The sequence below is a fragment of the Sphingomonas sp. PvP055 genome, assembly GCF_040546365.1.
Lineage (GTDB): Bacteria > Pseudomonadota > Alphaproteobacteria > Sphingomonadales > Sphingomonadaceae > Sphingomonas > Sphingomonas echinoides_A.
On record NZ_JBEPNS010000001.1, the window covers coordinates 1,940,953 to 1,965,312 of the forward strand.

Below are 24,360 nucleotides of genomic sequence, written 5' to 3' on the forward strand. Positions count from 1 at the left end.
AGCGCCGGCATCCTCAGCCCAGACCGAGATAGGCACTCGCCGAAAGCACCGCAGCCGCGAGGATGACCGGCTGGCCGGCAGGCGTCGTGATCGACGCGGTTAGCCGTCCGTGGGAATCGAAACTGATGTGCGTCGTCGCATTTCCGCTGCTCAAATAATAGGGCCACACCCCGGCTGCCGCATTGGCGAGGATCTCGGCCTGCACGCCCGGGCTGAACGCCGTCTCACTTGTGTAGGTGATCGAGAGCGTGTCGGCGATGATCAGGCTTGCTGGCATGCGGACAAGCGTGCCGCCGGGACCGAAGGTCGTCGTCCAGGTAATCGGCGAGGTCGGATCCCAGGGGGCGCCATGCTTGTTGCTGTAAGCGTTGGCGAGCGCGGAGGAGAGATACCAGTCGCTTGGGGTCGTGGCGAAATTGAGCAGATGGTCGAAGGACAGCGTCATGTCGAGCTTGGCGGCCGCCAGCACGTCCGCAACCCCGTCGACCGGGGGACTCGCGGCCCACAGGCCCCAGAACGGGGTTTCCGGCGCGCCGGAGCTGCTGAAGGGAAACCGCGCCGACGGAGCCAACGCGAGCATTTGCAACATCGTCGCCTCGTCGATCGACCAGGCCGGAGGTTTCGTACCCCAGTCGGCGAGCTTCCGCTTGGCGACCGTGATCGGGTTGAACGGACTGTGGCCCGCCACGAGCGATCCGATTACTGCGCTATAGGCGGGGAAGAACTGCGACCCCGACTGCACGAAGACCGGCTCGTCCGCGGGGATGATATTGAACAATCCCCAAAGCGTCTGGTCGCTGTCGGGGACGGTTGCGGGCTGGAATGTCTTGCCGGCAGTGTCGGGTACGCCGAAAGCCTGGAGGGTGCGCTTTAGAAGCAGGATCTGAAGCTCGTCGAAGGTTGCCATGCGCTGTCTCCATATCCTGTCGGACTGTGGGCGGGCTGCTGTGGGATTCTTGCGGTCGTCGCACGACGTGACATGCTGCTGATGCCCGTGGACAGACGCGATCGGCGGGATTTCCCACCGATCGCGCTGTCGAACGGTCTTCAGGTCGCTCGTCTGATCCGGGGATCAGCTTGGTTCGAGAACACGGCTCTTGGCGGTCGTGTCGTAGAACGTCTCGGTCAGGAACTTGGCAGCCTCGGCCTCGCCGCCGAGATAGGTTTTGACCGGTTCGACGATCGCACCGATGATGATCGGAACCCCGGCATTGCTCGTGATCGAAATGTGCATGTTGCCGGTGTTGGTGAAGCTGGCGGAGCTCGACGTCCCGCCCGATCCGCCGCTGCTGTAGAACGGCCACAAGCCAGAACTGGAATTCCTGCGGATCTCGGTCTGCTCCGCTTCGGTGTACACTGCCGTCGATGTCACCTGAATGTCCATCTGGTTGACCAGCAACAGCGTCGTGGTGAAGCGTTGCATGTTGCCGTTCTTCCCGAAGGAGTTCTCCCAGTTGATCGTCGAGGTTGGATCCCACGGTGCCGCATTCGGATTGTGATAGGCCAGGCCCATCGCGGCGGACGAGAACCAGTTTCCCGGGCTGGCGGCGAACGGCAGGACGTTCGCGAACGACGCCGTTACCGAGACGCCGCTGCCGCCGAATTTCTGGGTAGTGATGGACGTCGACGAGCTGCCGCCCCACAGGCCGAAAAAGCCGCCGGACTTGCCGTTGGCCCAGGTCCGGGACACGTCGGTATTCCAGTCGCTTTTCCCGACCGTGAACGAGCGCGTCGGCGCGGACATCAGCAGCCGCAGCATGGTGTCATAATCGATGCTGAAGGTGATCGGATCGGTACCGGTCGGCTGATACGCCATCGCGTTGTTCTGGGCGACGAAGACCGGGTCGAGATTGTCCCGGTTGAGGGCGATCGCACCCTGACGGGCGACCGTCTGGCACGGGGCACAGCCATAGGCCCAGAGCTGGAAGTTCTGGCCGGTGGGGCCGACCGCCCCCTTGGCACGCGCCGACGCCCAATTGTCGTAGCATGGCTGCTTGACGGTGTTGAGGAACTGTTCGCTGGCAGGCTGAAGCGCCGACAGGACGCCTTGGTAATCCGCCGAGAATTTGTTGCCCCCCGCGCCGAGCGAGGTGTTCATGTTGAGCGTCGCGGGCGGAATGATGTCCAGGTAATTCCACAGGCGGCCATCCGCGCCAAGCCCGCCGACCAGCGGGGGCGAGGGCTGTACGACTTGAAACGGTGTCGTCGTGTCGTAGCCGAGCCCGGCGGCGAGGGCGTTGTAGAAGCCGTCCTGCAGTTGATCGAAGGTCACTGGACTTGTCATGATACCTCTCCGGTTTCAGGAAATGCGTAGTGCTTCAGTAAAGGCTGGAACGCGCGGAAATCACGATACTCGTGCCGACGAAAAAGAGCGGTCCGTGCGGCAGACGCGTACGGTAATGCATGCCAGCGCCAACATTTTGGCTTCGGCATACTTGGGCGGTGCTGTGCTCTTTCTGGACGGTCCGTAAAAATTATTCTGAACGCTACAGGCCGTCAACGATGGATAGATCCAGAATAGCGATCAAATGGGTGTCGAAGTGGCTAAGCGCCCGCATGGCAGGGCATGATCCTGGCATGCCCGGTACGTCTCCCGGCGTACCGTCTCCGACACGCACCCGCGATCCGGATGGGCCCGGAAAGATCACTCCACTTTCGCGCAAATTTGCGCCGGACTAGCGTTCGGCGGTCGCGGTCGAGTCGATGAAGCGGGTGACATCGCGCGCGCTTTCGTCCGGGCGCTCTTCCATGGGGAGGTGCCCGGTCCCGGGGTAGACGATCAGCCGACTGCCCGGGATATGCGCCTGAAGCCAGTTCCCCGATGCTCGCGGGATCAGCCGATCCTCCGCGCCCCACAGGATCAGGACCGGCAGCTTGAGCGAGGCCAGTTCCCCCGGGGTCGCGCTGTCCGGGGCCAAGGCGAACCGGTCGAGCGTCGCCTTGCGGTTGCCGGGATAGCGCAACAATTCCCAATAGCGGTCGATCATCGCGGCATCGGCCAGTTTCGGGTTGCCGAATACGCCCGGAAGGCTGTCCGCGATCAGGCTGCGCGGCGTGATCGCGGCGGCAATGTCGCGCAGGATCGGCATGCGCGCGATCCGAAAGGCAAGCGGCGGCTCGGCGTTGCCCGGTTCGGGTTGCCCGACCGAGTCGATCAGGACGAGCGCGCGGACGTGGCGCGGGTGCGCGAGCGCATAATGCCACGCGACCCCGCCGCCCATCGAGTTGCCCGCCAGCACGATCCCGTCGACGCCGAGTTTCACGCGCAGGCGTTCGACCACGTCGACATAAGCTGCGGGTGCGTAGTCCCGCGTCGGGCTAGCTCCGGTCAGGCCATGGCCGGGAAGATCCATCCGGATGACCCGGTACCGCGACTCGAGTCGCGCGGCCCAGGGTTCCCAGGTCTGGAGCGAGGCATTGGATCCGTGCACCAGCATCAGCGCCGGACCGTCCCGCGGACCGGTGTCACGCACATGCACTTTGAGACCGCCGCCAAGATCGACGAATTGCGACGGTGAAGCGCCGTATTTGGCGCGCATTGCGACGGGATCGGTGTCTGGAGTGCGGTAAAACAGGAACGCAACGACCAAAAACGCGGCAAGGACAAGCAGGATATAGCCCAGAATGCGCCAGCCCATTGCCTCGTCCCACTCACGTCCGTCCTTCTGGCGGGCGGTGTGTCAGGAGAGAATTGCCGGTTTTCGGCAAAGTGGCAAGCTTTAGTATGCGGGTCGCAGAATTCACCGCAAAGCGTTGGTAAGGCGAGGAATTGTACCCCGGCACGAAGCCGGGGCCATCGAAACTCAGGCTTGCCGCTACGCCGGCTCCCGCGCCAACCATTCCTCGAGCCACTTGATCGTATAATCCCCCGCCTGAAATTCGGGATCCTCGATAAGCGCTTGATGTAGCGGGATTGTCGTGGTCGGCCCGTCGATGACGAACTCCTCGAGCGCCCGCCGCAATCGCCGGATCGCACCCGCACGGGTGGTGCCGTAGACGATCAGCTTGGCGATCATCGAATCGTAATATGGCGGCACGCGGTAGCCCGCATACAGCCCGCTATCGACCCGAACGTTCATCCCGCCCGGTGCATGGAACTGCTTGATAAGCCCCGGAGAAGGCGCGAAAGTTCGCGGGTCCTCGGCATTGATCCGGCACTCGATCGCATGGCCGCGGAACTGGATGTCTTCCTGCCGCAACGTCAGGCCATGGCCCTCGGCGATGCGAATCTGTTCGCGAACGAGGTCGAGACCCGTAATCGCTTCGGTCACGGGATGCTCGACCTGCAGCCGCGTGTTCATCTCGATGAAGTAGAACTCACCGTTTTCCCACAGGAATTCGATCGTTCCCGCACCGCGATAGCCCATGTCCGCCATCGCCTTCGCGCAGATGCCCCCCATGCGCGCGCGGTCCTCTTCGCCCAGCACGGGCGAGGGAGCCTCTTCCAGCACCTTCTGGTGGCGACGCTGGAGCGAACAGTCGCGCTCCCCCAGATGAATCGCATTGCCTTCGCCGTCGCCGAACACCTGAAATTCGATATGGCGCGGATTACCAAGGTATTTTTCAAGATAGACCGTCGCGTCACCGAACGCGGCCTTCGCCTCGCTGCCGGCCTGCTGCATCAAGGTCTCGAGTTGGTCTTCGGAGGTGCAGACCTTCATTCCACGCCCGCCGCCGCCCGATGCCGCTTTAATAATAACGGGATAACCTGCCGCCGCGGCAATTTCCTTGGCTTCGGCGAGATCGCTAATCGGTCCGGCCGACCCCGGCACGAGCGGCAGCCCAAGCGCGCCAGCGGTCCGCTTGGCCTCGATCTTGTCACCCATCGTCCGGATGTGTTCGGGCTTTGGGCCCACGAAAATAATGTCGTGCGCTTCGACGATTTCCGCGAACTTGGCGTTCTCGCTGAGGAAACCATAGCCCGGGTGGATCGCATCCGCGCCCGAGATTTCGGCCGCGGAAATGATGTTCGGGATATTGAGATAGCTTTCGCTCGCCGACGGCGGTCCAATGCAGATCGCCTGATCGGCCAGCCGCACGTGCATCGCGTCCGCGTCGGCGGTCGAATGCACTGCGACCGTTTGGATACCCATCTCGTGGCACGCGCGGTGGATGCGGAGCGCGATCTCGCCACGGTTGGCGATCAACAGCTTCTTGATTTCGGCCATGATTATTCGACGACCACCAAGGGCTGGTCGAACTCGACCGGCTGGCCGCTCGTCACCAGCACAGCACTCACGCGTCCGGCGGTCGGTGCGAGGATCGGGTTCATCACCTTCATCGCTTCGACGATCAGCAGCGTATCGCCGGCTGCAACCGTATCGCCAACGCTGACGAACGCTTTCGCTTCCGGGTTGGGCGACAGATAGGCGGTGCCCACCATCGGGGATTTGACCGCATTGAGCGTCGACGGCGCCGCGCTCGCGACGATCTCGGGCGACGCGGTAGCGCTTGGCGCCGCTGCGGTTGCCATCGGGGCATATTGCACAGGCGCTGCAGCCGCTGCGGCCTTGCGCGCAATACGAATCTTTCGGGCCGCCGTCTTCGACCTCGATCTCGGTCAAGGACGTGTCGTCCAGCAATTGTGCAAGCTGACGGACCAGATCGACATCGATCCGCATGGCGTCGGCAGTGGTATCTTCGGGCATAAATTCCCTATGCTCCCTGTTTTTCAAGGGTGCGTCCTGTCAGAGTCGTGCCGCCGCTTCAAGCGCCAGCAGGTAGGATAACGCGCCAAACCCGCTGATCGTGCCTTTGACGGCAGGGGAGATACGGCTGACGTGCCGAAAGGCTTCGCGCGCGTGCGGGTTGGACAGGTGGACTTCGATCACGGGGGTGCGAACCGCCTTGATCGCATCCAGCAAGGCAACCGAGGTGTGCGTGAAGGCGGCAGCGTTGAGGATCACGGCCTTAGCGGGCAGGGCCTGTGCCTCGTGGATCCAGTCGACCAGATGGCCTTCGTGGTTCGATTGCCGCAGGTCGATTGCAAATCCCAACTCTTGGGCTCTGTCCTCGAGCTGGCCTGCAATGTCATCGAGCGTCTCGGCACCATAGATTTCCGGCTCGCGCGTGCCGAGCAGGTTGAGGTTGGGGCCGTTGAGGACGAAGATCGTTTCAGGCATCCGGTGCTGGCTTTCGTGTGGCGACGCGGTGGAGACCTCCTATATCAAACGGACACCGCTCTCCAACCGTTCGTGTCGTGCGCCCCGAAGGCGTCGCGCAGATGGGTCGACTTCGCGCGTTGCGGGCGGCATGAAGGCGCCGAAACGGGAATGGGTAACCGATGCATAGCGATGGAACTGTCAGCATTCAGGTCAATGGCGAGCACCGCCGCGTTCGCGCGGGTCTCAGCTTGGCGGATCTTGCCGCCGATCTTGGCCTTGCGCCGGAGAAAGTTGCCGTGGAGCGTAACCTGGAGGTGGTGCCCCGGTCGACTTTAGCGGCCGTTCAGGTCGAGGATGGCGACGAACTCGAGATCGTGCATTTCGTCGGCGGCGGCGATCACATCCCGACAATTGATGCGGACACCTGGACCGGTTGCTGGCCGGACCTTTCGGTCGCGGTTGATCGTCGGGACAGGCAAATACAAGGACTTCGCGCAGAATGCCGCCGCCCTGGAGGCGTCGGGGGCAGAGATCGTCACGGTCGCGGTGCGCCGCGTCAACGTCAGCGACCCCAACGCGCCGATGCTGACCGACTTCATCGATCCGAAAAAGGTTACCTACCTTCCCAACACGGCGGGGTGTTTCGATGCCGATTCGGCGATTCGCACGCTGCGATTGGCGCGCGAGGCGGGCGGTTGGGACTTGGTGAAGCTCGAAGTGCTGGGCGAAGCGCGGACGCTGTATCCCGACATGGTGGAGACGCTACGGGCAACCGAGGTTCTTGCGAACGAGGGGTTTCTGCCGATGGTTTATTGCGTCGACGATCCGATCGCAGCGAAGCGTCTTGAGAACGCCGGTGCGGTTGCGATCATGCCACTGGGCGCGCCGATCGGGTCCGGCCTTGGCATCCAGAACCGGGTGACGATTCGCCTGATTGTCGAGGGCGCAAGCGTACCGGTGCTGGTCGACGCGGGTGTTGGGTCAGCATCCGATGCCGCAGTCGCGATGGAGCTTGGCTGCGACGGCGTGCTGATGAACACAGCGATCGCCGAGGCAAAGAATCCGGTCATGATGGCGGCGGCGATGAAGGCCGCGGTGGAAGCAGGGCGGCTGTCGTATCGAGCGGGGCGGATGGGCATGCGCCGCTATGCGGATCCGTCGAGTCCATTGGCTGGGCTTATCTGATACCGGCTGCGCATTCCGTACTGTTGACGACTGACTCGGCAGGATAATCTGCGCTCAGGAAGAACAGTCCATCTGGCGGCGCATTGAAGCCAAGGGCGGTACGGTCGCGCGCTTGGAGGGCTGCCGTCAGGTCCTCGGGCGACCATTTGCCTTCACCCACCAGTGCGAGACAGCCGACCATCGACCGGACCTGATGATGCAGAAACGATCGCGCCGAAGCGAACACGCTGATCCGGTCACCCTTGGCGACGACGTCTAGTCGGTCGAGCGTCCGGAGCGGGCTGTCGGCCTGACAATGGGCTGAGCGGAAGGTGGTAAAATCATGTCGGCCAACCAGTCTGGCCGCTCCCGCGGCCATTGCCGCCGCATCAACTTCTCCGGGAATGCGCCAAGCAAGACCGCGTTCAAACGTCAGCGGAGCGCGGCGGAGGACAATGCGATACTCATAATGCCGTCCGACGCAGGAAAAGCGGGCGTGCCAGTCCTCGGGTACGATTTCGCACGCGGTAATAGCGACCGGGTCCGGACGCAGCTTGGCATTGAGAGCTTCCATCAGCCGGAATGGCGTCAAGTCACGCGCGAGATCGAGATGCGCCCGCATTGCAATCCCGTGGACGCCGGCGTCGGTCCGCCCAGCGGCATGGACCGCGACCGTCTCACTGGTGATCGCATGGGCGGCGCGCTCGATCGCGGCCTGCACCGTCGGACCGTGATGCTGGCGTTGCCACCCCATGAAGGGTCGTCCATCAAATTCTACTGTAATCGCAAAGCGTTTCAAAGAACGGTTCCCACAGGTATGGAAAAGCCGCGGAGCAGGTCAGCTGCCTCCATCGCGCTCCGGCCTGCGCGTTGCAATACGGTCGGTCGGATTGCGCCGTCTGCACAGGCAATCGTCAACTGGTCGTCGATCACCGTTCCAGGCGAGGCCGACGCGTCGGTGACGACATCGACCGCAAGGAGTTTGATCCGCTCGCCAGCAACTTCGATGAACGCGCCGGGCACTGGATTGAAGGCGCGGACCTGCCGTTCGATCGCCGCGGCATTCTGCGTAAGATCGATTCGGGCTTCGGTTTTCTCGATCTTCGCAGCGTAGGTTACCCCGGCGTCGGGTTGTGGTTGTGGCAGATAAGACGACAAGTTTGCCAGGGTTTCCACCATCAGCCGCGCACCCATGGCGCTAAGCTCCGCGGTCAGTATCCCCGCAGTTTTCTCTCCGATCGAGGTCTCGTCTCGGAGCAGGACCGGTCCGGTGTCGAGCCCGGCTTCCATACCCATGATGCAGACTCCCGTGGTTGCATCTCCCGCGAGAATGGCTCGATGGATTGGCGCTGCGCCGCGCCAGCGGGGAAGGAGGGAGGCATGGACGTTAAGGCATCCGTGGGGGGGTGCATCCAGGATCGCGCGCGGCAGGATCAAACCGTACGCTGCGACGACCGCAATGTCCGCATCGAACCGCGCGAATTCTGCCTGCGCCTCCGCGTCCCGCAAGCTTGCCGGGGTCCGTACCGCAATACCGACCGCCTCGGCCCGCGCATGAACGGGAGTCGGTGTCAGCGCTTTGCCGCGCCCTGCGCGTCGGGGGGGCTGGCTGTAGGATGCTACGACCTCGTGTCCCGCATCGACCAATGCCTGGAGGATCGGAACGGAGAAGTCGGGCGTGCCCATGAAGATGATCCGCATGGCGCGATGCTGTGGCCGCTTGCGCAGGCGCAAGGCAACCCCCTATCTGTTCCGCATGGCTTCCCCAGAAATCGACGCGCTGACCCAGGCGCTTGCCAAGCTCCCCGGGCTTGGTCCGCGGTCGGCGCGGCGCGCGGTGCTGCATTTGCTCAAGAAGCGCGAGGCAGCACTCGGACCGTTGCTTAACGCTTTGATGGCGGTGGAAGAGAACCTCGCAACCTGTTCCATCTGCGGCAACGTCGATACGACGGACCCATGCGGCGTGTGTTCGGACCAACGCCGGGATCCGCGCGCTCTGTGCGTCGTCGAGGAAGTCGCCGATCTTTGGGCGCTCGATCGCTCGCGACTGTTTCCGGGGCGGTTCCACGTGCTCGGGGGCAGACTCTCGGCTTTGGAAGGCGTGCGTCCTGAGGATCTCGCGATCGATTCGCTTGTGCGACGAATTGCTGACGGCGGGATCGACGAGGTCGTTCTGGCGATGAACGCGACACTCGAAGGGCAGACCACCGCGCATTACATTGCCGAACGGATCGAGCGGTTCCCGATCCGCATCACGCAACTCGCCCATGGGCTCCCAGTCGGCGGCGAGCTAGATTATCTGGATGAGGGAACGCTGGCACAGGCGCTTCGCGCCCGGCGACCTGTCAGCTAGTCTTCGTTGAGCAGGTCAACCTACTCTGTTACTTGTATATTCCAGCTTTTTTCGGTCGGATATCTTGTCGTCCAAAGGCGCATAAACGTGAAGAAGGGAGGCCGCGACCTTGACGCACTGCCCGTGCTTTCCTAGCTCGCGAGAATGGCTGTCTTAGAAATTCTCGAAGTCCCGCATCCCGGGCTCCGCGCCGTCGCCGAACCCGTCGCGCAAGTGAATGATTCCGTGCGGACGATCGTGCGGGACATGTTTGATACAATGTACGACGCGCGGGGGATCGGTCTTGCCGCGACCCAGGTTGCGATCAAACAGCGAATTGTGGTGATCGATCTGCAGGAACCAGAAGGCGAGGGCGAAGATGCCAAGCCGGTGAGAAAGCCGCTGGTGTTCATCAACCCCGAACTGGTTTCGGTTAGCGACGAACTCTCGGTCTACGCCGAGGGTTGCCTGTCGATTCCAGAGCAATACGCCGACGTAGAGCGTCCTGCACGGTGTCGTGCGACATGGCTCGACGAGCAGGGCGAACGGCAGGAGGGCGATCTTGACGGGTTGCTTGCCACCGCGTTCCAGCATGAGATCGACCATCTGAACGGCGTGCTGTTCATCGATCACATCTCGAAGCTCAAGCGTGACATGCTGATGAAGAAGCTTACCAAGATGCGCAAGGCGGGCTAAAGCCAGTCTCCTGAGTGTTTCTGCGAAGGCAGGCACTCAGGGCGACGAGCGCAGTTCGCCGTTACCCTGTTCTCCGGCTTTCGCAGGAGAACAGTGATACGTCTCTGACGTCTTCAGAACAGCCCTTCGATCTCACCATCTGCGCCGAAGTGGATTGTCTCCGCAGCTGGAACCCGCGGCAAGCCGGGCATTGTCATGATTTCCCCGCAGATCACCACGACAAAGCCCGCGCCTGCGCTCAGCCGTACTTCGCGTACCGGCACGACGTGGCCGGTCGGCGCACCAAGTTTCGAAGGCATGGTGGTGAAGCTGTACTGCGTCTTCGCCATGCAGACAGGCAAATGCCCGAACCCGGCATCTTCCCATCGCGCCAGTTGCGCAAGGATGGATGGGTCGGCGATCGCCTCTTCCGCCCGGTAGATCCGTGTCGCGACAGTGTTGATCTTCGCGAACAGCGAAAGGTCGTCGGCATAGAGCGGCGCGAATTGTCCGCCAGCATGGTCGCATAACGCGACGACGGCCTCAGCAAGGACCTCCGCCCCAGCGCCTCCGTCCGCCCAATGTGTGCACAGCACCGCATCGCATCCTTGCGCGGTCGCGATCTCTTGGATTGCCTCGAATTCTTCGGGCGTATCGCTGTCGAACCGATTGACGGCGACAACCACCGGCACCCCGAACATGCGGACGTTCTCGATATGACGTGCGAGGTTCACGCCTCCGCGCCGGACCGCATCTACGTTGGGTGCGGAGAGATCTGCTTTTGCCACCCCGCCATTCATTTTGAGCGCGCGAACCGTCGCCACGATGACGGTCGCGTCTGGCTTCAATCCTGCCTGGCGGCATTTGATATCGAAGAATTTCTCCGCTCCCAGGTCGGCGCCAAAGCCAGCTTCGGTCACGACATAATCCGCGAGGCCGAGCGCGGTGCGCGTCGCGATGACAGAGTTGCAGCCATGCGCGATGTTCGCGAACGGCCCGCCATGGATCAGCGCTGGCGTCCCCTCGAGCGTCTGGACAAGGTTGGGCTTGATCGCCTGCGCAAGCAGCACCGCCATTGCACCGTCGGCCTTCAGGTCCTTCGCGGTCACCGGCCGCCGGTCACGCGTATAGGCGACCACGATCCGCCCCAGCCGCGCTTCGAGATCGTGCAGGTCGGCCGCAAGGCACAGGATCGCCATGACTTCGGATGCGACGGTGATGTCGAAGCCGCTTTCGCGTGGAAACCCGTTCGCTGGACCGCCAAGCGATTGTGCGATGTCGCGCAAAGCGCGGTCGTTCATATCCAATACGCGCCGCCACACGATCCGCCGCACGTCAATGTCGAGCGCGTTGCCCCAATGGACGTGATTATCGATCATCGCCGCCAGCAGGTTGTGCGCCGAGGTGATCGCGTGGAAGTCGCCGGTGAAATGGAGGTTAATGTCCTCCATTGGAACGACCTGCGCGTAGCCACCACCTGTTGCGCCGCCCTTGGTGCCGAAACACGGTCCGAGCGAGGGTTCTCGCAGGGCTAGCATCGTCTTCCGTCCGGTTCGGTTGAGCGCGTCAGCCAAACCAACCGAAGTGGTCGATTTGCCTTCGCCCGCGGGAGTCGGGTTAATCGCAGTCACCAGGATGAGCTTGCCGGTCTCGGTGCGCGACGGCAGTTGCGCTAGATCGATCTTGGCCTTGTGATGGCCGTATGGCTCGACCGCCTCCGTGGGAATGCCCGCCGCGGCGGCGATGGCGGCAATGGGTTGCAGGGTGGCGGCGCGCGAGATCGCAATATCAGAGAGCATCGCGCGGCTGTAGCGGGATAAGCAAGCAAGGGGGAGGGGGAAGCGCCGATCGTTTGGCGAAGGGGTGGCGGCCGCTCACGTGATGCGGGTCTGCTTTGCGACGGGGTGCGCTTGTCCGCACGCCCTGGCACGGGTAAGGTTCACTGAATGTTCCAGCGAGACCCCTTATGAACGGCCTGATGATTTCCCTGCTCGCAATCTGCGCTTTGCTGGTGGGGCTAGCTTTTGGATGGATGCTCGGCAGTCGCCCGCTTGCCGCCGCCCGCGCAGATGCAACAGCACGCGACGCCGACTTTCGTCGTGCAATCTCCGATCTTGCCAGCGCCGAGCACCGCGCACGCGATACGGAACAGTTGCGCGCAGAACTCGCTGTCATTCGCGATGAGCGCGACGTTGCGCGCTTGGAAAATACTGCACTGAAGACGCACGCTAACGCCTTCGAGAACCGCCTCGCGGAGATGCACGCCAACAACGATGCACGTCTGAACGCCGGTCGCGAAGCCCACGAGGCGCGTGTCGCCGAACTTCGTCAGACCACCGCAGCGCGGGAGAAGATGGTCGAGGATGCTCACGCTACACGCATCGGCGAACTGCTCCATGCCAAGGATTTGCTTGCGACGCAGTTTGCCGAGGTCTCGAACAAGCTGCTCAACGACGCGCAGGAAGTGTTTCTGAAGCGTGCCGACGAACGCTTCCGCCAATCCGAGGAGACAGCGGGGCATAACCTCAAGTCGATGCTTCAGCCGGTAAGCGACCGTCTGCTGAAATATGAGGAAGCGGTTACGCGCGTCGAGGGCGAGCGATTAAGCGCGTTCGACCAGTTGAAGGGACAGCTCGAAGGCCTGCGCGTAGGGCAGGAGAAGGTCTCCAGCGAGGCGGCCAAGCTCGTCAATTCGCTCCGCAATGCCCCCAAGTCGCGAGGGCGCTGGGGTGAGCAGCAGCTAAAAAATGTCTTGGAAACCTGTGGATTGTCCGAGCATACAGATTTCCAGACTGAAGTGTCTGTGGCCGGTGGCGACGAAGGTGGACGGTTGCGACCCGATGCGATCGTCACCGTGCCGGGCGGTCGCAGTCTCGTCATCGACGCCAAGGTCTCACTCAACGCCTATCAGGATGCGTTCGGCGCTGTCGACGAGGCCGAGCGCACCAAGGGACTGACGATGCATGCGGCGGCGATGCGGGCGCACGTCAACGGGTTGGGCAACAAGGCCTATTGGAGCCAATTCGCCGATGCCCCCGATTACGTCATCATGTTCGTGCCGGGCGAGCATTTCCTGACTGCGGCGCTTGAGCAGGATCCGACATTGTGGGACTTCGCGTTCGACAAGCGCGTGCTGCTGGCGACACCGACCAATCTGATTGCCATTGCGCGGACCGTGGCGGCGGTATGGCGGCAGGAGCGGCTGGCCAAGGAAGCCCGGCAAATCGGCGAGCTCGGCAAGGAATTGTACGAACGGATTGCCAAGGCTGCCGGCGATTTGCGCAAGGTCGGCAGCGGACTGACGAGCGCCGTCAACAATTACAATACGTTTGTCTCAAGCTTCGAGAGCCGCGTACTCGTCAGCGGACGCAAGTTCCGCGATCTCAATATCGAGACGACGGCGCGCGAGATCGACGACGTTCCCCCGGTCGAGGCGCTCGCGCGCTATGGGGAGCCGGTGGCACTGCCGGAGCCTACCGACGCTTCTTAAATTCCTCGGTCGTTTGTCTGAGGCCGCTTCCCCGGCGAAGGCCGGGGCCCAGGAGGACAGGTTTTCGAAACTGTGCGTTGCGCAGCCAACCATGGCCCTACGCCTGGGCCCCGGCCTTGGCCGGGGAAGCGCAGTCAAGGGGACGTTAGCGGCCGTCTAACCCCGCATCCCAGCGCCCCGATTGCCTCCCGCGCCGCGCGTACGCCGCTGTCGTGCGCACCGTGCGCGGTGCTGAAGTCGGTCGGGTTGGTCGCTTCGCCCGCGGAGAAGATGCGCTCGTCATAAGATCGCGCGAGCAACCCCCGCGCCGCGGCATGCCCCGGCAAAGCGCAGCTATACGCGCCCCCGATCCGAACGTCCGCACTCCACGCCGAAGCAGCCAACGGGCGCAACATCCGCCGCACATCCGACCCGAACAGCGCAACCAGATCGTCGATCGCCTGCGCAAATGCGGCGTCCGCCCCTTCCGTTTCGGCGACCCGCGCGCCGTCGCCGCCAAGGAAGGATTCGATGACAGGCCAACCCAATGGCCGGATATAGTGCGACCCACTGGTAGGATCGCCCGGCCGTCCCAGCACTTGCGTCTCGTCCTCGAACGGCCCTTTGCCGGAGATGGCAAGGAACAGCTTCTCGTTGCGCCCGAGCGGCAAAGACGCAGCCGCCTCGCGCCACGGATCGAGTGCGGAGGGGAGGGCGATCGTCTCGCCCGCCAGCACCGCGGTGGAAACGGTCAGGATCACGGCCCGCGCGGAGATGTCCCCCGCAGCCGTCGTCAACGTGACTCCGTCCGCCGTAAGCGCCACGCGCTCCACTGGCGTTGAAAGGAAAGCCGCAAACCTCTCGGGCAAACTTCTCGTCACCAGCGTGCCGTACCCATCAGGGAGCCGCCAATTGCACTCGCTCGCGGCGGCGTCATACGCCAGATAATCCGCGACGGAGATCCGCTCGGGCCCGACCCCGCTGATAAAGCCGGTCATCGCCGCAATGTGACCGTTCCACGCGCAGTTCGGCAGCAAAGAGTCTGACGCATGGTCGCTCGGTGGTGGCGATGCCTCCATTCGCTCGATCCACGCCTCGAACGCGGCCCGTGCCGCGCGTTGATCCGCAGGCAAGAACCCGAGGTCGTGGAACTGCTGCCCCCAGGCAGGGGTACGGCGGTCGATCGCAAACCCCGCTTCCTCTGCAATCGAAGTCCACGCATTGCGCTCGCCCGAATGCAGCCACCCGCACCCGAGATCGAGCGCGCGTCCACCATACGTCTCGCTACGCGCGCGTCCGCCAAGGCGCGGTCCTGCCTCGAGCAGGACAGCGCTCAGCCCGGAACTGGCAAGCGTGCGGGCGGCGGCAATCCCCGCCGCACCGCCGCCGACGATGACCACGTCATACCCGCTCGCCATCCGCCGATCTTCCGCCGTCAGGCGACCGGCGGCATCTTGTCGAGCAGCTTGTCGAGCGTGACAGGATAGTCGCGGATGCGGATGCCGGTGGCGTTATACGCCGCGTTCGCAATCGCCGCGCCAACGCCGCACAATCCAAGCTCGCCCACGCCCTTCGCCTTCATCGGCGAGGTGGTCGGGTCGGTCTCCTCGAGGAAGATCACTTCCTGATGCGGAATGTCGGCATGCACTGGCACTTCATATTGCGCGAGGTCGTGGTTGACGAAGAAGCCGAAGCGCTTGTCGACCGCGAGTTCCTCCATCAGCGCGGAACCCACGCCCATCGTCATCGCGCCGATCACCTGGCTGCGCGCCGACTTGGGGTTGAGGATACGGCCTGCCGCACACACCGCGAGCATCCGGCGGATACGGACTTCGCCCGTATACATGTCGACACCCACTTCGACGAAATGCCCCGCGAAGGTCGACTGCTGATACGTCTTGGCGAGATCGCCATAGTCGATCGTATCCTCGGCGGTCAGCCCAGCGTCGCCCGCCGCCTCGGCGAGCGCAACGCTGCGGTTGCCCGAGCGCACCTTGCCGTCGGCGAATTCGACGTCACCCGAGTTGAACCCGAGCTTCTGCGCAACCGCCTCGCGCAACTTGACGCACGCGGCATAGACACCCGCGGTCGAGCTGTTCGCGCCCCATTGGCCACCCGAACCCGACGAAACCGGCGAGTCCGAATCTCCGAGCCGGACCACGACGCGGTCCATATCGACCCCCATCATCTCCGCCGCGGTCTGCGCGATGATCGTGTAGGAGCCGGTGCCGATATCGGTCATGTCGGTGTAAACCGTGACGATCCCCTTGCGATCGATCGAGACCTTGGCGCCCGACTTCATGTTCATGTTGTTGCGGAAGCCCGCAGCCACGCCCATGCCGACCAGCCATTTCCCGTCGCGCACCTGCGCGGGCTTGGCGTTGCGCTTGTCCCAGCCGAATGCCTTCGCGCCGTCCTGCAACGCCTTGATCAACTGCCGCTGCGAGAAGCGCCGCTCGGGCTTCTCGGGGTCGACCTGCGTATCGTTGGCGATGCGGAACGCGATCGGGTCCATGCCGAGCTTCTCGGCCATTTCGTCCATCGCGATCTCGAGCGCCATCAGGCCCGGAGCTTCGCCCGGTGCGCGCATCGCATTGCCCTCGGGCAAATCGAGCACCGCAAGCCGCATCGATGTCATCCGGTTCGCACCCGCATACAGCAGCTTGGTCTGCGAGACAGCGGTCTCGGGGCCGCCACCGGGCAAATCGCCCGAACCGCTCTCATGCGCGATCGCGGTGATCTTGCCGCTGCGATCGGTGCCGATACGGATTCGCTGCGTCGTAGCAGGCCGATGGGTCGTGTTGTTGAACATCATCGGCCGCGCCAGCGCGACCTTGACCGGACGTCCCGCCGCGCGTGCGCCGAGTGCCGCCATGATCGCATCGGTGCGGACGAACAGTTTGCCGCCGAAACCACCGCCGACATAGGGCGAGATCAGCCGGACATTCTCCTTGGGGATGCCGAGCGTCTTGGCGACGTCGCCCTTGCCCCAGGCGATCATCTGGTTCGACGTCCACACCGTCAGCTTGTCGCCGTCCCAGCGGGCGAGCGAAGCGTGCGGCTCCATCATCGCGTGACTGTGATCGGGCGTGGTGTAGCGCGCGTCGAGCTTGACCGCCGCCTTGGCGAACGCCCCCTCGAAATCACCGACACGGTCGACTGGCGGCGCCTTGCTGCCTTCGCCGCTGTCATTGCCCTTGAGCGGCGCGGTCTTGAGCGCCTCGTCGAGGTCGAAGCGACCCTTGCCGCGCTCGTAATCGACGCGAACGAGATTGGCGGCGGCGCGCGCCTGCTCGAATGTCTCGGCGACGACGATCGCGATCGCCTGGTGGTAATGCTGGATCTCGGGACCGCCGAGCAGCATCGCGGTGTTGAAATCACCCTTGGTCAGCTTGCCCGCCTCGGCAGCGGTGACGATCGTGATGACACCGGGGGCGGCTTTCGCCTCCGCCAGATGCATCGCGCCGATCCGCCCCTTGGCGATCGCCGCGTGGACGATGTAGCCATAGGCCGGGTTGGCGACGACGTCATGCCGCTCATAGGCATAAGGCGCGGTGCCGGTGGTCTTGAACTTGCCATCGATGCGGTCGTGCGGCTTGCCGACGACTTTGCCCTGGTCGATCGGATTCTGGCCTGCGGGGGTGGTGAACTTCATGCGCGTGTCTCCGCCAGCACCGCGGCGAGCGTACGCTCGACCAGCGGAACCTTGAATGCATTGTCTTCGGTCGGCCGTGCGCCCGCCAGCAGCGGGGCGACCACTGCCTTCGATCCGTTGCGCAATTGCGCATCGGCGGCATCGACTCGCCACGGACGCGGCGCGATCCCGCCGATCGCGACCCGGCCGCTGCCGTCCGGCTGGACGATCGCCGCGACCGAGACGAGCGCATAAGCATAGGAGGCGCGATCGCGCACCTTCCGATAGGTATGCGTCCCGCCGAGCGGCTTGGGCAAGGTCACCGCAGTGATCAGCTCGCCACGCTGCAACGCGTTCTCGACGTGCGGGGTGGTGCCGGGCAGCTTGTGGAAGTCGGCGATCGGGATCGTTCGCGACTGACCGATCGGGTTGATCGTCTCGATCTGCGCATCGAGCAGCCGCATTGCGACCGCCATGTCGCCGGGATAGGTCGCGATGCACGCATCGCTCGTCCCGATGATGCCGAGCTGGCGGCTGTAACCACCGAGCGCTGCGCAGCCCGAGCCCGGCTTGCGCTTGTTGCACGCCTGGTTGGTGTCGTAGAAATACGGGCAGCGCGTCCGCTGGAGCAGATTGCCCGCGGTCGTCGCCTTGTTGCGCAACTGGCCCGAGGCACCCGCGACGATCGCGCGGCTAAGCACGCCATAATCGCGCCGCACGCGCGCATCGGAGGCGAGCGCGGTGTTCGACACGAACGCACCCACGCGCAGACCACCATCCTGCGTCGGCTCAATCTTGTTGAGCTTTAGCTCCTGCACGTCGATCAGATGCGTCGGCGTCTCGATCTCGAGCTTCATCAGGTCGAGCAAATTGGTCCCACCCGCGATGAATTTCGCGCCGGGGGTGCGCGCGACCGCAGCCGCAGCAGCGGCGGGGGAGGTGGCGCGTTCGTAAGTAAAGGGCTTCATGCGCGCGTCTCCGCAACTTCGGTCATCGCTTCGAGGATGTTCGAATAGGCACCGCAACGGCAGATGTTGCCGCTCATCCGCTCGCGCATTTCTGCGTTCGAGATCGGCGTCTTGGCGGTGAGGTCGCCCGTCACATGGCTGGGAACGCCTGCGCGGATTTCCTCGATCACCGCAACCGCCGAGCAGATCTGGCCCGGCGTGCAGTAACCGCACTGATAGCCGTCATGCTTGATGAAGGCCGCCTGCATCGGATGCAGTTTGTCGGGGGTGCCGAGACCCTCGATCGTCGTGATCTTGTCGTCCTGGTGCATGACCGCGAGGCTGAGGCACGAATTGATGCGCTTGCCATCGACCATCACGGTGCAGGCACCGCACTGGCCGTGATCGCAACCCTTCTTGGTGCCGATCAGGTGCAGATGCTCACGCAACGCATCGAGCAGCGTCGTGCGAGTGTCGAGTTCCATTGCCTGACGCTTGCCATTGACGGTCATTTCAACCTTGGCGAGTGCTGGCTTTAGTCCGGACCGTGTCGCGGTCTGCGCGTCTGCGAGGGGAACGTGCGTCGCCGCCACTGCCGCAGCGCCGCCGGCAAGAATACCCCTGCGCGAAATCTCAGGTGATCCGCTATCCTTCATTGCAACGCTCCGTCCCTGCACCGAAACCAATGTTACGGTGGCTGATGATATCTAATTTGAGCCAATCCTCTAGGGATGGCGGAATGAATTGAAAAAATCTCGGACGCCGCATGGGCGCAGTGTTCCGAATGGCAGAACGTCACGACGCCGATCCGCGTTCCTCAACCTGTAACAAATCGTCTCGATCACGGATATCGACGGATACGATCGGTATCTCGCCAGCCCTGATGCGCCGCGTCAAATGTCCGCGGCAATGATCTTGCTGAGCTCGGCATCGATCAAGTCGCCGACATATTTTGAGAGCCGCTCGTAATCCAGCTGCGGATCGGAGATCTTGCGCAACCACACGCCGTGCCCGACCGCCATGATGAAGTCTGCCAGCTGTCGACGGCGTTGTGCCTTGGCGTTGCCGGGTGCCAGAAAATCGAGCGCGGTCAGGATACTGTCGCGTACGCGTTTGTCGATTCCGCGGACGATATCTGAGACGCGCGGGTTGCGCGTTGCCTCTGAAATCGTCTCCGCGATCAGAGCACAATCTTCTTCCAGTTCAGGATCGTCTTCCATGAAGCGTTCGATCCAACGACGGACCATTGCAACATCCCGCGCAGCAACGGCAGCGTTGAGGGCGCGATGATCGAGAAAGGCGATCACGTCGGCTTCGACCAGCTCGGCGACGATCTCCTCCTTGTTGGCGAAGTCACGGTACAGCTGGCCAACCTTGACCCCCGAGTCGTACGCGATCTGCGCTACACCGGTGCCGTGAAAACCGTGTTTTGTGAAGAGAATTCGCGCCGCAGACAAGATTCGTTCTCTCCGCTCATTCGCTTTGGAAGCCCGACTTTCCAGCGGCTTGACGTGGTGCAGTGCTTCATTGGGCATACTCATCGTATCCTTAGAGCTTGTTTTTCGCGATTTTGGTAGGTAGGCGCCGCGCTTGAAACGTGAGTGATCGATCGCTCACGCTTAGACATTGGAAGCAGCGTGCGCAAATCCTCCTCCTTGATGGTGATCACCGCGGTTCTCCTGGCGGGGTGCAGCAGCGGTAAGCAACAACAGCAACCAGCACCCCAAACGCCGCAAGTCGGTTTTGTTACCCTTTCGCCGCAATCAGTCACGCTCAGCACCGAACTCGCTGCACGCACCGCCGCCTACGAAACGTCGGAAGTGCGCCCACAGGTCAACGGGTTGATTACCGCCAGGCTGTTCCAGGAAGGGGACGAGGTCCGCGCGGGCCAGCCATTGTATCGGATCGACCCGCAGCCGTACCAGGCACAGGTTGCTAGCGCCCGGGCTGCGCTTGCAAGAGCGAAGGCCGCGATCGCATCGAACGACGCGCTGGCGCGACGGTACGGCGAACTCGTCAAGATCAACGCGATCGCACGGCAGGATTACGACAACGCCATCACCACGGCGCAGCAAGCGCGCGCCGACGTTGCTGCGCAGGAAGCCGCGCTCCGGACAGCAACGATCGATCTTGGTCGGACGACGGTCAAGGCACCGATCTCGGGCCGGATCGGGCGGTCGGCGGTGACGACGGGCGGCCTAGTTACTGCGTCTCAGGCAACCGCGCTGAGCACCATTCAGCGGCTCGATCCGATTTATGTCGATATCACGCAGTCGAGTGTCGATCAGTTGCGGCTTCGTAAGCAATTGTTGGCAGGCAATCTCTCGCGAGGTGCCAACGCCGCGCGGATCCGGCTGGAGCTTGAGGACGGCACGCTGTATCCGGTCGAGGGCGTGGTCAAGTTCGCGGACGTGACGGTCGATCCGGCGACGGGTAGCCAAACGATTCGCGCGCAATTTGCCAATCCCAACCGGTTGTTGCTGCCTGGCATGTACGTCACCGCACAGTTCGTCGAAGGCACCCGGGACAATACCCTGCTCGTGCCGCAACGCGCGGTAAGCCGTGACGAAAAGGGCAATCCGATCGTGATGATCGTTGGGCCCGGCAATAAGATCCAGCCCAGAGTTCTTACCGCGCCGCGTACGATCGGCAACAATTGGATGGTTACTGCCGGACTTGCTCCGGGTGACCGCGTGATCGTCGAGGGGGGCGCAGAATCTGCAACCGGGAACGCCGGTCAATCCCGTCCGCTGGACCGACAAGGCGGGCAAGCCCGCCGCGCAGCAACCCGCCAACGCTCCGGCCGCCGGCAAGGGACAATAACGCTCATGTCCCGCTTTTTCATCGAACGCCCCATCTTTGCGTGGGTCATCGCGATTATCCTGATGGTCGGTGGCCTTATCGCCATCCGCAGCTTGCCGATCGCGCAATTTCCCTCGATCGCGCCACCTTCGGTCAGCATCACCGCAACGTATCCGGGTGCGGACGCCCAAACGCTCGAGAATACGACGACGCAGATCATCGAGCAGCAGATGAAGGGAATCGATAACCTTCGCTACTTCTCGTCCTCGTCCAGTTCCGCGGGCAACGTTCAGATTACGCTGACCTTCGAGCAGGGAACCAACCCCGATATCGCGCAGGTGCAGGTCCAGAATAAGCTGCAAGCCGCAACGCCGTTGCTACCGCAGGAAGTCCAGCAGCAGGGCATTCAGGTCGCCAAGGCGACCTCGAACTTCCTCGTGATCATGGGGATCTACTCGGAGGACCAACGACACAGCGGGTCGGATCTCGCCGATCTGCTCGCGTCCAAGGTTCAGGATCCGCTGAGCCGCATCAACGGTGTCGGCGACACCCAGCTGTTCGGCGCGCAATATGCCATGCGCATCTGGATCGATCCGCTCAAGCTCAACGGTTACCAGCTTTCGGTCTCAGACGTTAGTGCAGCACTTCGCGCGCAGAACGCGCAGGTTTCTGCCGGTCAGCTCGGCGCGCAGCCCGCGCCGGCAAGCCAGATGCTCAATGCGACGGTGTCGATCCAGTCGCGCCTCAACACGCCGGAGCAATTTGGCAATATCCGGCTGAAGACCGATGCCAGCGGCGCCGTGGTCCGCCTGCGTGATGTCGCCCGGGTCGAACTGGGTGCGGCGGATTACGGGTTCAATTCGCTTTACAACGGCAAACCTGCCGCCGGGATCGGTATCAAGCTCGCGCCGGGCGCGAATGCGCTTGCCACGGTTGATGCCGTCAAGGCGCGGATCTCTGAGATGTCGAAGACGTTCCCGTCCGACGTCAAGGTCATCTACCCGTACGATTCCACGCCGTTCGTCCGCCTGTCGATCGAACAGGTCGTGCATACCCTGATCGAGGCAGTCGTCCTCGTGTTCCTCGTCATGTACCTGTTCCTCCAGAACTGGCGCGCAACGCTGATCCCGACGATCGCGGTGCCGGTCGTGCTGTTGGGCACGTTCGCGGTGCTCGCGGTTGCGGGCTACTCGATCAATACGCTGACCTTGTTCGGCATGGTGCTGGCGATCGGTCTGCTCGTCGATGACGCGATCGTCGTCGTCGAGAACGTCGAACGTCTTATCATCACCGAGCACCTTTCCCCGCGCGAAGCGGCGCGGAAATCGATGGACGAGATCAGTAGCGCGCTGGTCGGTATCGGGCTTGTCCTGTCCGCGGTGTTCCTGCCGATGGCGTTCTTTGGCGGCTCCACAGGCGTCATCTATCGCCAGTTCTCGATCACGATCGTCTCGGCGATGGCCTTGTCGGTGCTGGTCGCGCTCGTCCTGACGCCAGCCTTGTGCGCCACGATCCTCAAGCCGCACGATCCCGACAAGGCGGAAGGCAAGGGCCCGCTGTCGCGCTTCTTCCGCTGGTTCAACCGGACGTTCGATCGCGGCACTGCGAAGTATGAGAAGGGCGTGCGTAGTACCGCGCACCGCTGGGGCCGGTCGATGATCGCGTTCCTGCTGATCGCAGGCGTCATGGTCTTCCTGTTCGTTCGTCTGCCAACCGGCTTCCTTCCCGATGAGGATCAGGGCACCGTGATTGCGCTGGTGCAGGGGCCTTCGGGCGCCACAACCGCGCGGACCGATGCCGGGCTCGCCGAAGTCCGCGACCATTTCCTGACCAAGGAGAAGGCGAACGTCGAAGGCGTGTTCACGATCAGCGGGTTCAGTTTCGCTGGGCAGGGCCAGAATGCCGGTCTTGCGTTCGTTCCACTCAAAAAGTGGGAGGACCGTTCGGGTGCCGCCAACAAGGCGCAGGCGATTGCCGGACGCGCGATGGGCGCATTCTCGCAGTTCCACGATGCGATGATCTTTGCGATCGTGCCGCCCGCGGTTCAGGAATTGGGCAATGCGACCGGCTTCGATCTTCAGTTGGTCGACAAGGTTGGCATGGGGCACGACAAGCTGTTGCAGATGCGCAACATGATGCTTGGCATGGCGATGCAGGACAAGCGCCTCGCGCAGGTCCGTCCAATGTCGCTGGAGGATGCACCGCAGCTCAAGATCGACGTCGATCAGGACAAGGCACGCGCGCTTGGGCTCGATCTTGCCGAGGTCAATCAGACGATCTCGACGGCGTGGGGCAGCCAATACGTCAACGACTTCATCGACCGTGGCCGCGTCAAGCGCGTGTTCGTCCAAGCCGATGCGGCGTTCCGCCTGAAGCCCGAAGACCTGGACAAATTCTACGTCCGCGGTGCCAATGGCGCGATGGTCCCCTACAGTGCCTTCACGACGCTGCGCTGGACTCAGGCTCCCGTCCAGCTGACCCGCTACAACGGCCAGCCAGCCATGGAATTGCAGGGTGGCTCGGCACCGGGGCTGAGCACCGGCGCCGCGCTGGCAGCGATGCAGGAAATTCACGCCAAGCTGCCGCCCGGAACCGATCTCGAGTGGACCGGCCTGTCGTATGAAGAAAAACTTTCGGGCGGGCAGGCGCCGTCCCTTTACGGCTTGTCACTGTTGATGGTCTTCCTGTGCCTTGCTGCGCTGTACGAAAGCTGGTCGGTGCCGATCTCGGTGCTGCTGGTGGTGCCGCTCGGAGTGGTCGGTGCCTTGTTTGCCGCGCTGCTCACCGGGCTCAACAACGACATCTATCTGCAGGTCGGCCTGATCACCACGATTGGCGTGTCGGCGAAGAACGCGATCCTGATTGTCGAGTTCGCCGAGGAACGGATGCGCGAGGGGATGAACGCCTTCGACGCCGCAATCGCAGCGGCGAAAATCCGGTTGCGGCCGATCCTGATGACCAGTCTCGCCTTCATCTTCGGTGTGCTGCCGCTGGCGATTTCGACGGGCGCGGGTGCTGGTGGGCAGAATGCGATCGGTCGCGCGGTGGTCGGCGGCATGCTGACCGCGACGATCCTCGGCATCTTCTTCATCCCGATGTTCTTCGTCGTCGTCCGAGCGCTGTTCGCGGGCCGCAAGACGAAGAAGCGCGACGATCGGACGGACATCGGCGGCGATCATCAAGCCGCCTCGTTCGGTCCGCCCGCACCCAACACCGCCCCGCAGGGAGCATGA

At 63.1% G+C, this 24,360-nt stretch carries 17 protein-coding genes and 3 pseudogenes; 6 read left to right on the plus strand and 14 right to left on the minus strand.

The features are described 5' to 3' along the window. Window positions 1–13: 13 nt before the first annotated feature. From ABIC16_RS09385 to aroQ, 6 genes and pseudogenes are all read right to left on the minus strand, one after another. Entirely contained in the window at window positions 14–907 is an 894-nt protein-coding gene (locus tag ABIC16_RS09385) for a hypothetical protein (protein ID WP_354290859.1), read from the minus strand. Window positions 908–1,072: 165 nt separating this feature from the next. Further along, the gene (locus ABIC16_RS09390; protein ID WP_354290860.1) at window positions 1,073–2,284 is read right to left on the minus strand and encodes a hypothetical protein; all 1,212 of its coding nucleotides are present in this window, start codon (window positions 2,282–2,284) and stop codon (window positions 1,073–1,075) included. Window positions 2,285–2,675: 391 nt separating this feature from the next. Next, on the minus strand, window positions 2,676–3,638 hold the full coding sequence (locus tag ABIC16_RS09395; RefSeq protein WP_354290861.1) for an alpha/beta fold hydrolase: 963 nt from the start codon (window positions 3,636–3,638) through the stop codon (window positions 2,676–2,678). A gap of 177 nt (window positions 3,639–3,815) precedes the next feature. Continuing rightward, window positions 3,816–5,168 (minus strand): acetyl-CoA carboxylase biotin carboxylase subunit, encoded by a 1,353-nt coding sequence (gene accC / locus ABIC16_RS09400; RefSeq protein WP_277969951.1) that lies wholly within the window; start codon window positions 5,166–5,168, stop codon window positions 3,816–3,818. A 2-nt stretch (window positions 5,169–5,170) separates the two neighbouring features. Further along, window positions 5,171–5,648 (minus strand): annotated as a pseudogene (gene accB / locus ABIC16_RS09405) (acetyl-CoA carboxylase biotin carboxyl carrier protein). A 39-nt stretch (window positions 5,649–5,687) separates the two neighbouring features. Beyond that, window positions 5,688–6,122 (minus strand): type II 3-dehydroquinate dehydratase, encoded by a 435-nt coding sequence (gene aroQ, locus ABIC16_RS09410; protein ID WP_354290862.1) that lies wholly within the window; start codon window positions 6,120–6,122, stop codon window positions 5,688–5,690. Between the two features lie 161 nt (window positions 6,123–6,283). Between aroQ and thiS the strand changes: the two are divergent. Further along, window positions 6,284–7,289: pseudogene (thiS, locus tag ABIC16_RS09415) on the plus strand (sulfur carrier protein ThiS). Here the strand turns inward: thiS and truA are convergent. Further along, entirely contained in the window at window positions 7,282–8,067 is a 786-nt protein-coding gene (truA, locus tag ABIC16_RS09420; protein WP_354290863.1) for a tRNA pseudouridine(38-40) synthase TruA, read from the minus strand. The pseudogene thiS and the gene truA overlap by 8 nt on opposite strands. Further along, entirely contained in the window at window positions 8,064–8,969 is a 906-nt protein-coding gene (fmt, locus tag ABIC16_RS09425) for a methionyl-tRNA formyltransferase (RefSeq protein WP_354290864.1), read from the minus strand. The genes truA and fmt overlap by 4 nt, the downstream gene beginning before the upstream one ends. 55 nt (window positions 8,970–9,024) lie before the next feature. Here fmt and recR point away from each other — a divergent pair, with 55 nt between their 5' ends. Together recR and def are read left to right on the plus strand one after the other, a co-directional pair. Then, a complete protein-coding gene (recR, locus tag ABIC16_RS09430; protein ID WP_277969980.1) occupies window positions 9,025–9,621 on the plus strand; it encodes a recombination mediator RecR in 597 nt (198 codons plus the stop codon). A gap of 144 nt (window positions 9,622–9,765) precedes the next feature. Further along, complete coding sequence (def, locus tag ABIC16_RS09435; protein ID WP_354290865.1) at window positions 9,766–10,296, plus strand: peptide deformylase; 531 nt, start codon at window positions 9,766–9,768, stop codon at window positions 10,294–10,296. Between the two features lie 113 nt (window positions 10,297–10,409). On the opposite strand, the gene ABIC16_RS09440 is transcribed toward def, so the two are convergent. Next, window positions 10,410–12,074 carry a formate--tetrahydrofolate ligase gene (locus tag ABIC16_RS09440; protein ID WP_354290866.1) on the minus strand — a complete coding sequence of 555 codons (1,665 nt, stop codon included), beginning with the start codon at window positions 12,072–12,074 and terminating at the stop codon, window positions 10,410–10,412. A 167-nt stretch (window positions 12,075–12,241) separates the two neighbouring features. Between ABIC16_RS09440 and ABIC16_RS09450 the strand changes: the two genes are divergently transcribed. Beyond that, window positions 12,242–13,765 carry a DNA recombination protein RmuC gene (locus tag ABIC16_RS09450; protein WP_502958299.1) on the plus strand — a complete coding sequence of 508 codons (1,524 nt, stop codon included), beginning with the start codon at window positions 12,242–12,244 and terminating at the stop codon, window positions 13,763–13,765. 134 nt (window positions 13,766–13,899) lie between these two features. On the opposite strand, the gene ABIC16_RS09455 is transcribed toward ABIC16_RS09450, so the two are convergent. The 5 genes from ABIC16_RS09455 to ABIC16_RS09475 form a co-directional block, all read right to left on the minus strand. Next, on the minus strand, window positions 13,900–15,162 hold the full coding sequence (locus tag ABIC16_RS09455; RefSeq protein WP_354290867.1) for a flavin monoamine oxidase family protein: 1,263 nt from the start codon (window positions 15,160–15,162) through the stop codon (window positions 13,900–13,902). Window positions 15,163–15,179: 17 nt separating this feature from the next. Next, complete coding sequence (gene paoC / locus ABIC16_RS09460; protein WP_354290868.1) at window positions 15,180–17,399, minus strand: aldehyde oxidoreductase molybdenum-binding subunit PaoC; 2,220 nt, start codon at window positions 17,397–17,399, stop codon at window positions 15,180–15,182. Next, on the minus strand, window positions 17,396–18,346 hold the full coding sequence (locus ABIC16_RS09465; RefSeq protein ID WP_354290869.1) for an FAD binding domain-containing protein: 951 nt from the start codon (window positions 18,344–18,346) through the stop codon (window positions 17,396–17,398). The genes paoC and ABIC16_RS09465 overlap by 4 nt, the downstream gene beginning before the upstream one ends. Then, window positions 18,343–18,981, minus strand: coding sequence for an aldehyde dehydrogenase iron-sulfur subunit PaoA (gene paoA / locus ABIC16_RS09470; protein ID WP_354290870.1), 639 nt, complete (start codon window positions 18,979–18,981; stop codon window positions 18,343–18,345). Before paoA ends, ABIC16_RS09465 begins: the two co-directional genes overlap by 4 nt. Before the next feature lie 237 nt (window positions 18,982–19,218). Next, a complete protein-coding gene (locus ABIC16_RS09475; RefSeq protein WP_277969964.1) occupies window positions 19,219–19,860 on the minus strand; it encodes a TetR/AcrR family transcriptional regulator in 642 nt (213 codons plus the stop codon). A 123-nt stretch (window positions 19,861–19,983) separates the two neighbouring features. Here ABIC16_RS09475 and ABIC16_RS09480 point away from each other — a divergent pair. Together ABIC16_RS09480 and ABIC16_RS09485 are read left to right on the plus strand one after the other, a co-directional pair. After that, window positions 19,984–20,982 (plus strand): annotated as a pseudogene (locus ABIC16_RS09480) (efflux RND transporter periplasmic adaptor subunit); the annotation flags it as partial. 171 nt (window positions 20,983–21,153) lie between these two features. Continuing rightward, window positions 21,154–24,360, plus strand: coding sequence for an efflux RND transporter permease subunit (locus tag ABIC16_RS09485; RefSeq protein WP_354292297.1), 3,207 nt, complete (start codon window positions 21,154–21,156; stop codon window positions 24,358–24,360).

What these genes read in the sequence shown, in the direction of transcription:
- ABIC16_RS09465 (WP_354290869.1), bottom strand. Translation starts at nt 18,346, where the DNA reads ATGAAGCCCTTTACTTACGAACGCGCCACCTCCCCCGCCGCTGCTGCG.
- aroQ (WP_354290862.1), bottom strand. Translation starts at nt 6,122, where the DNA reads ATGCCTGAAACGATCTTCGTCCTCAACGGCCCCAACCTCAACCTGCTC.
- recR (WP_277969980.1), top strand. Translation starts at nt 9,025, where the DNA reads ATGGCTTCCCCAGAAATCGACGCGCTGACCCAGGCGCTTGCCAAGCTC.
- paoA (WP_354290870.1), bottom strand. Translation starts at nt 18,981, where the DNA reads ATGAAGGATAGCGGATCACCTGAGATTTCGCGCAGGGGTATTCTTGCC.
- ABIC16_RS09450 (WP_502958299.1), top strand. Translation starts at nt 12,242, where the DNA reads ATGAACGGCCTGATGATTTCCCTGCTCGCAATCTGCGCTTTGCTGGTG.
- ABIC16_RS09475 (WP_277969964.1), bottom strand. Translation starts at nt 19,860, where the DNA reads ATGCCCAATGAAGCACTGCACCACGTCAAGCCGCTGGAAAGTCGGGCT.
- ABIC16_RS09395 (WP_354290861.1), bottom strand. Translation starts at nt 3,638, where the DNA reads ATGGGCTGGCGCATTCTGGGCTATATCCTGCTTGTCCTTGCCGCGTTT.
- ABIC16_RS09440 (WP_354290866.1), bottom strand. Translation starts at nt 12,074, where the DNA reads ATGCTCTCTGATATTGCGATCTCGCGCGCCGCCACCCTGCAACCCATT.
- ABIC16_RS09385 (WP_354290859.1), bottom strand. Translation starts at nt 907, where the DNA reads ATGGCAACCTTCGACGAGCTTCAGATCCTGCTTCTAAAGCGCACCCTC.
- ABIC16_RS09485 (WP_354292297.1), top strand. Translation starts at nt 21,154, where the DNA reads ATGTCCCGCTTTTTCATCGAACGCCCCATCTTTGCGTGGGTCATCGCG.
- fmt (WP_354290864.1), bottom strand. Translation starts at nt 8,969, where the DNA reads ATGCGGATCATCTTCATGGGCACGCCCGACTTCTCCGTTCCGATCCTC.
- ABIC16_RS09455 (WP_354290867.1), bottom strand. Translation starts at nt 15,162, where the DNA reads ATGGCGAGCGGGTATGACGTGGTCATCGTCGGCGGCGGTGCGGCGGGG.
- paoC (WP_354290868.1), bottom strand. Translation starts at nt 17,399, where the DNA reads ATGAAGTTCACCACCCCCGCAGGCCAGAATCCGATCGACCAGGGCAAA.
- ABIC16_RS09390 (WP_354290860.1), bottom strand. Translation starts at nt 2,284, where the DNA reads ATGACAAGTCCAGTGACCTTCGATCAACTGCAGGACGGCTTCTACAAC.
- def (WP_354290865.1), top strand. Translation starts at nt 9,766, where the DNA reads ATGGCTGTCTTAGAAATTCTCGAAGTCCCGCATCCCGGGCTCCGCGCC.
- accC (WP_277969951.1), bottom strand. Translation starts at nt 5,168, where the DNA reads ATGGCCGAAATCAAGAAGCTGTTGATCGCCAACCGTGGCGAGATCGCG.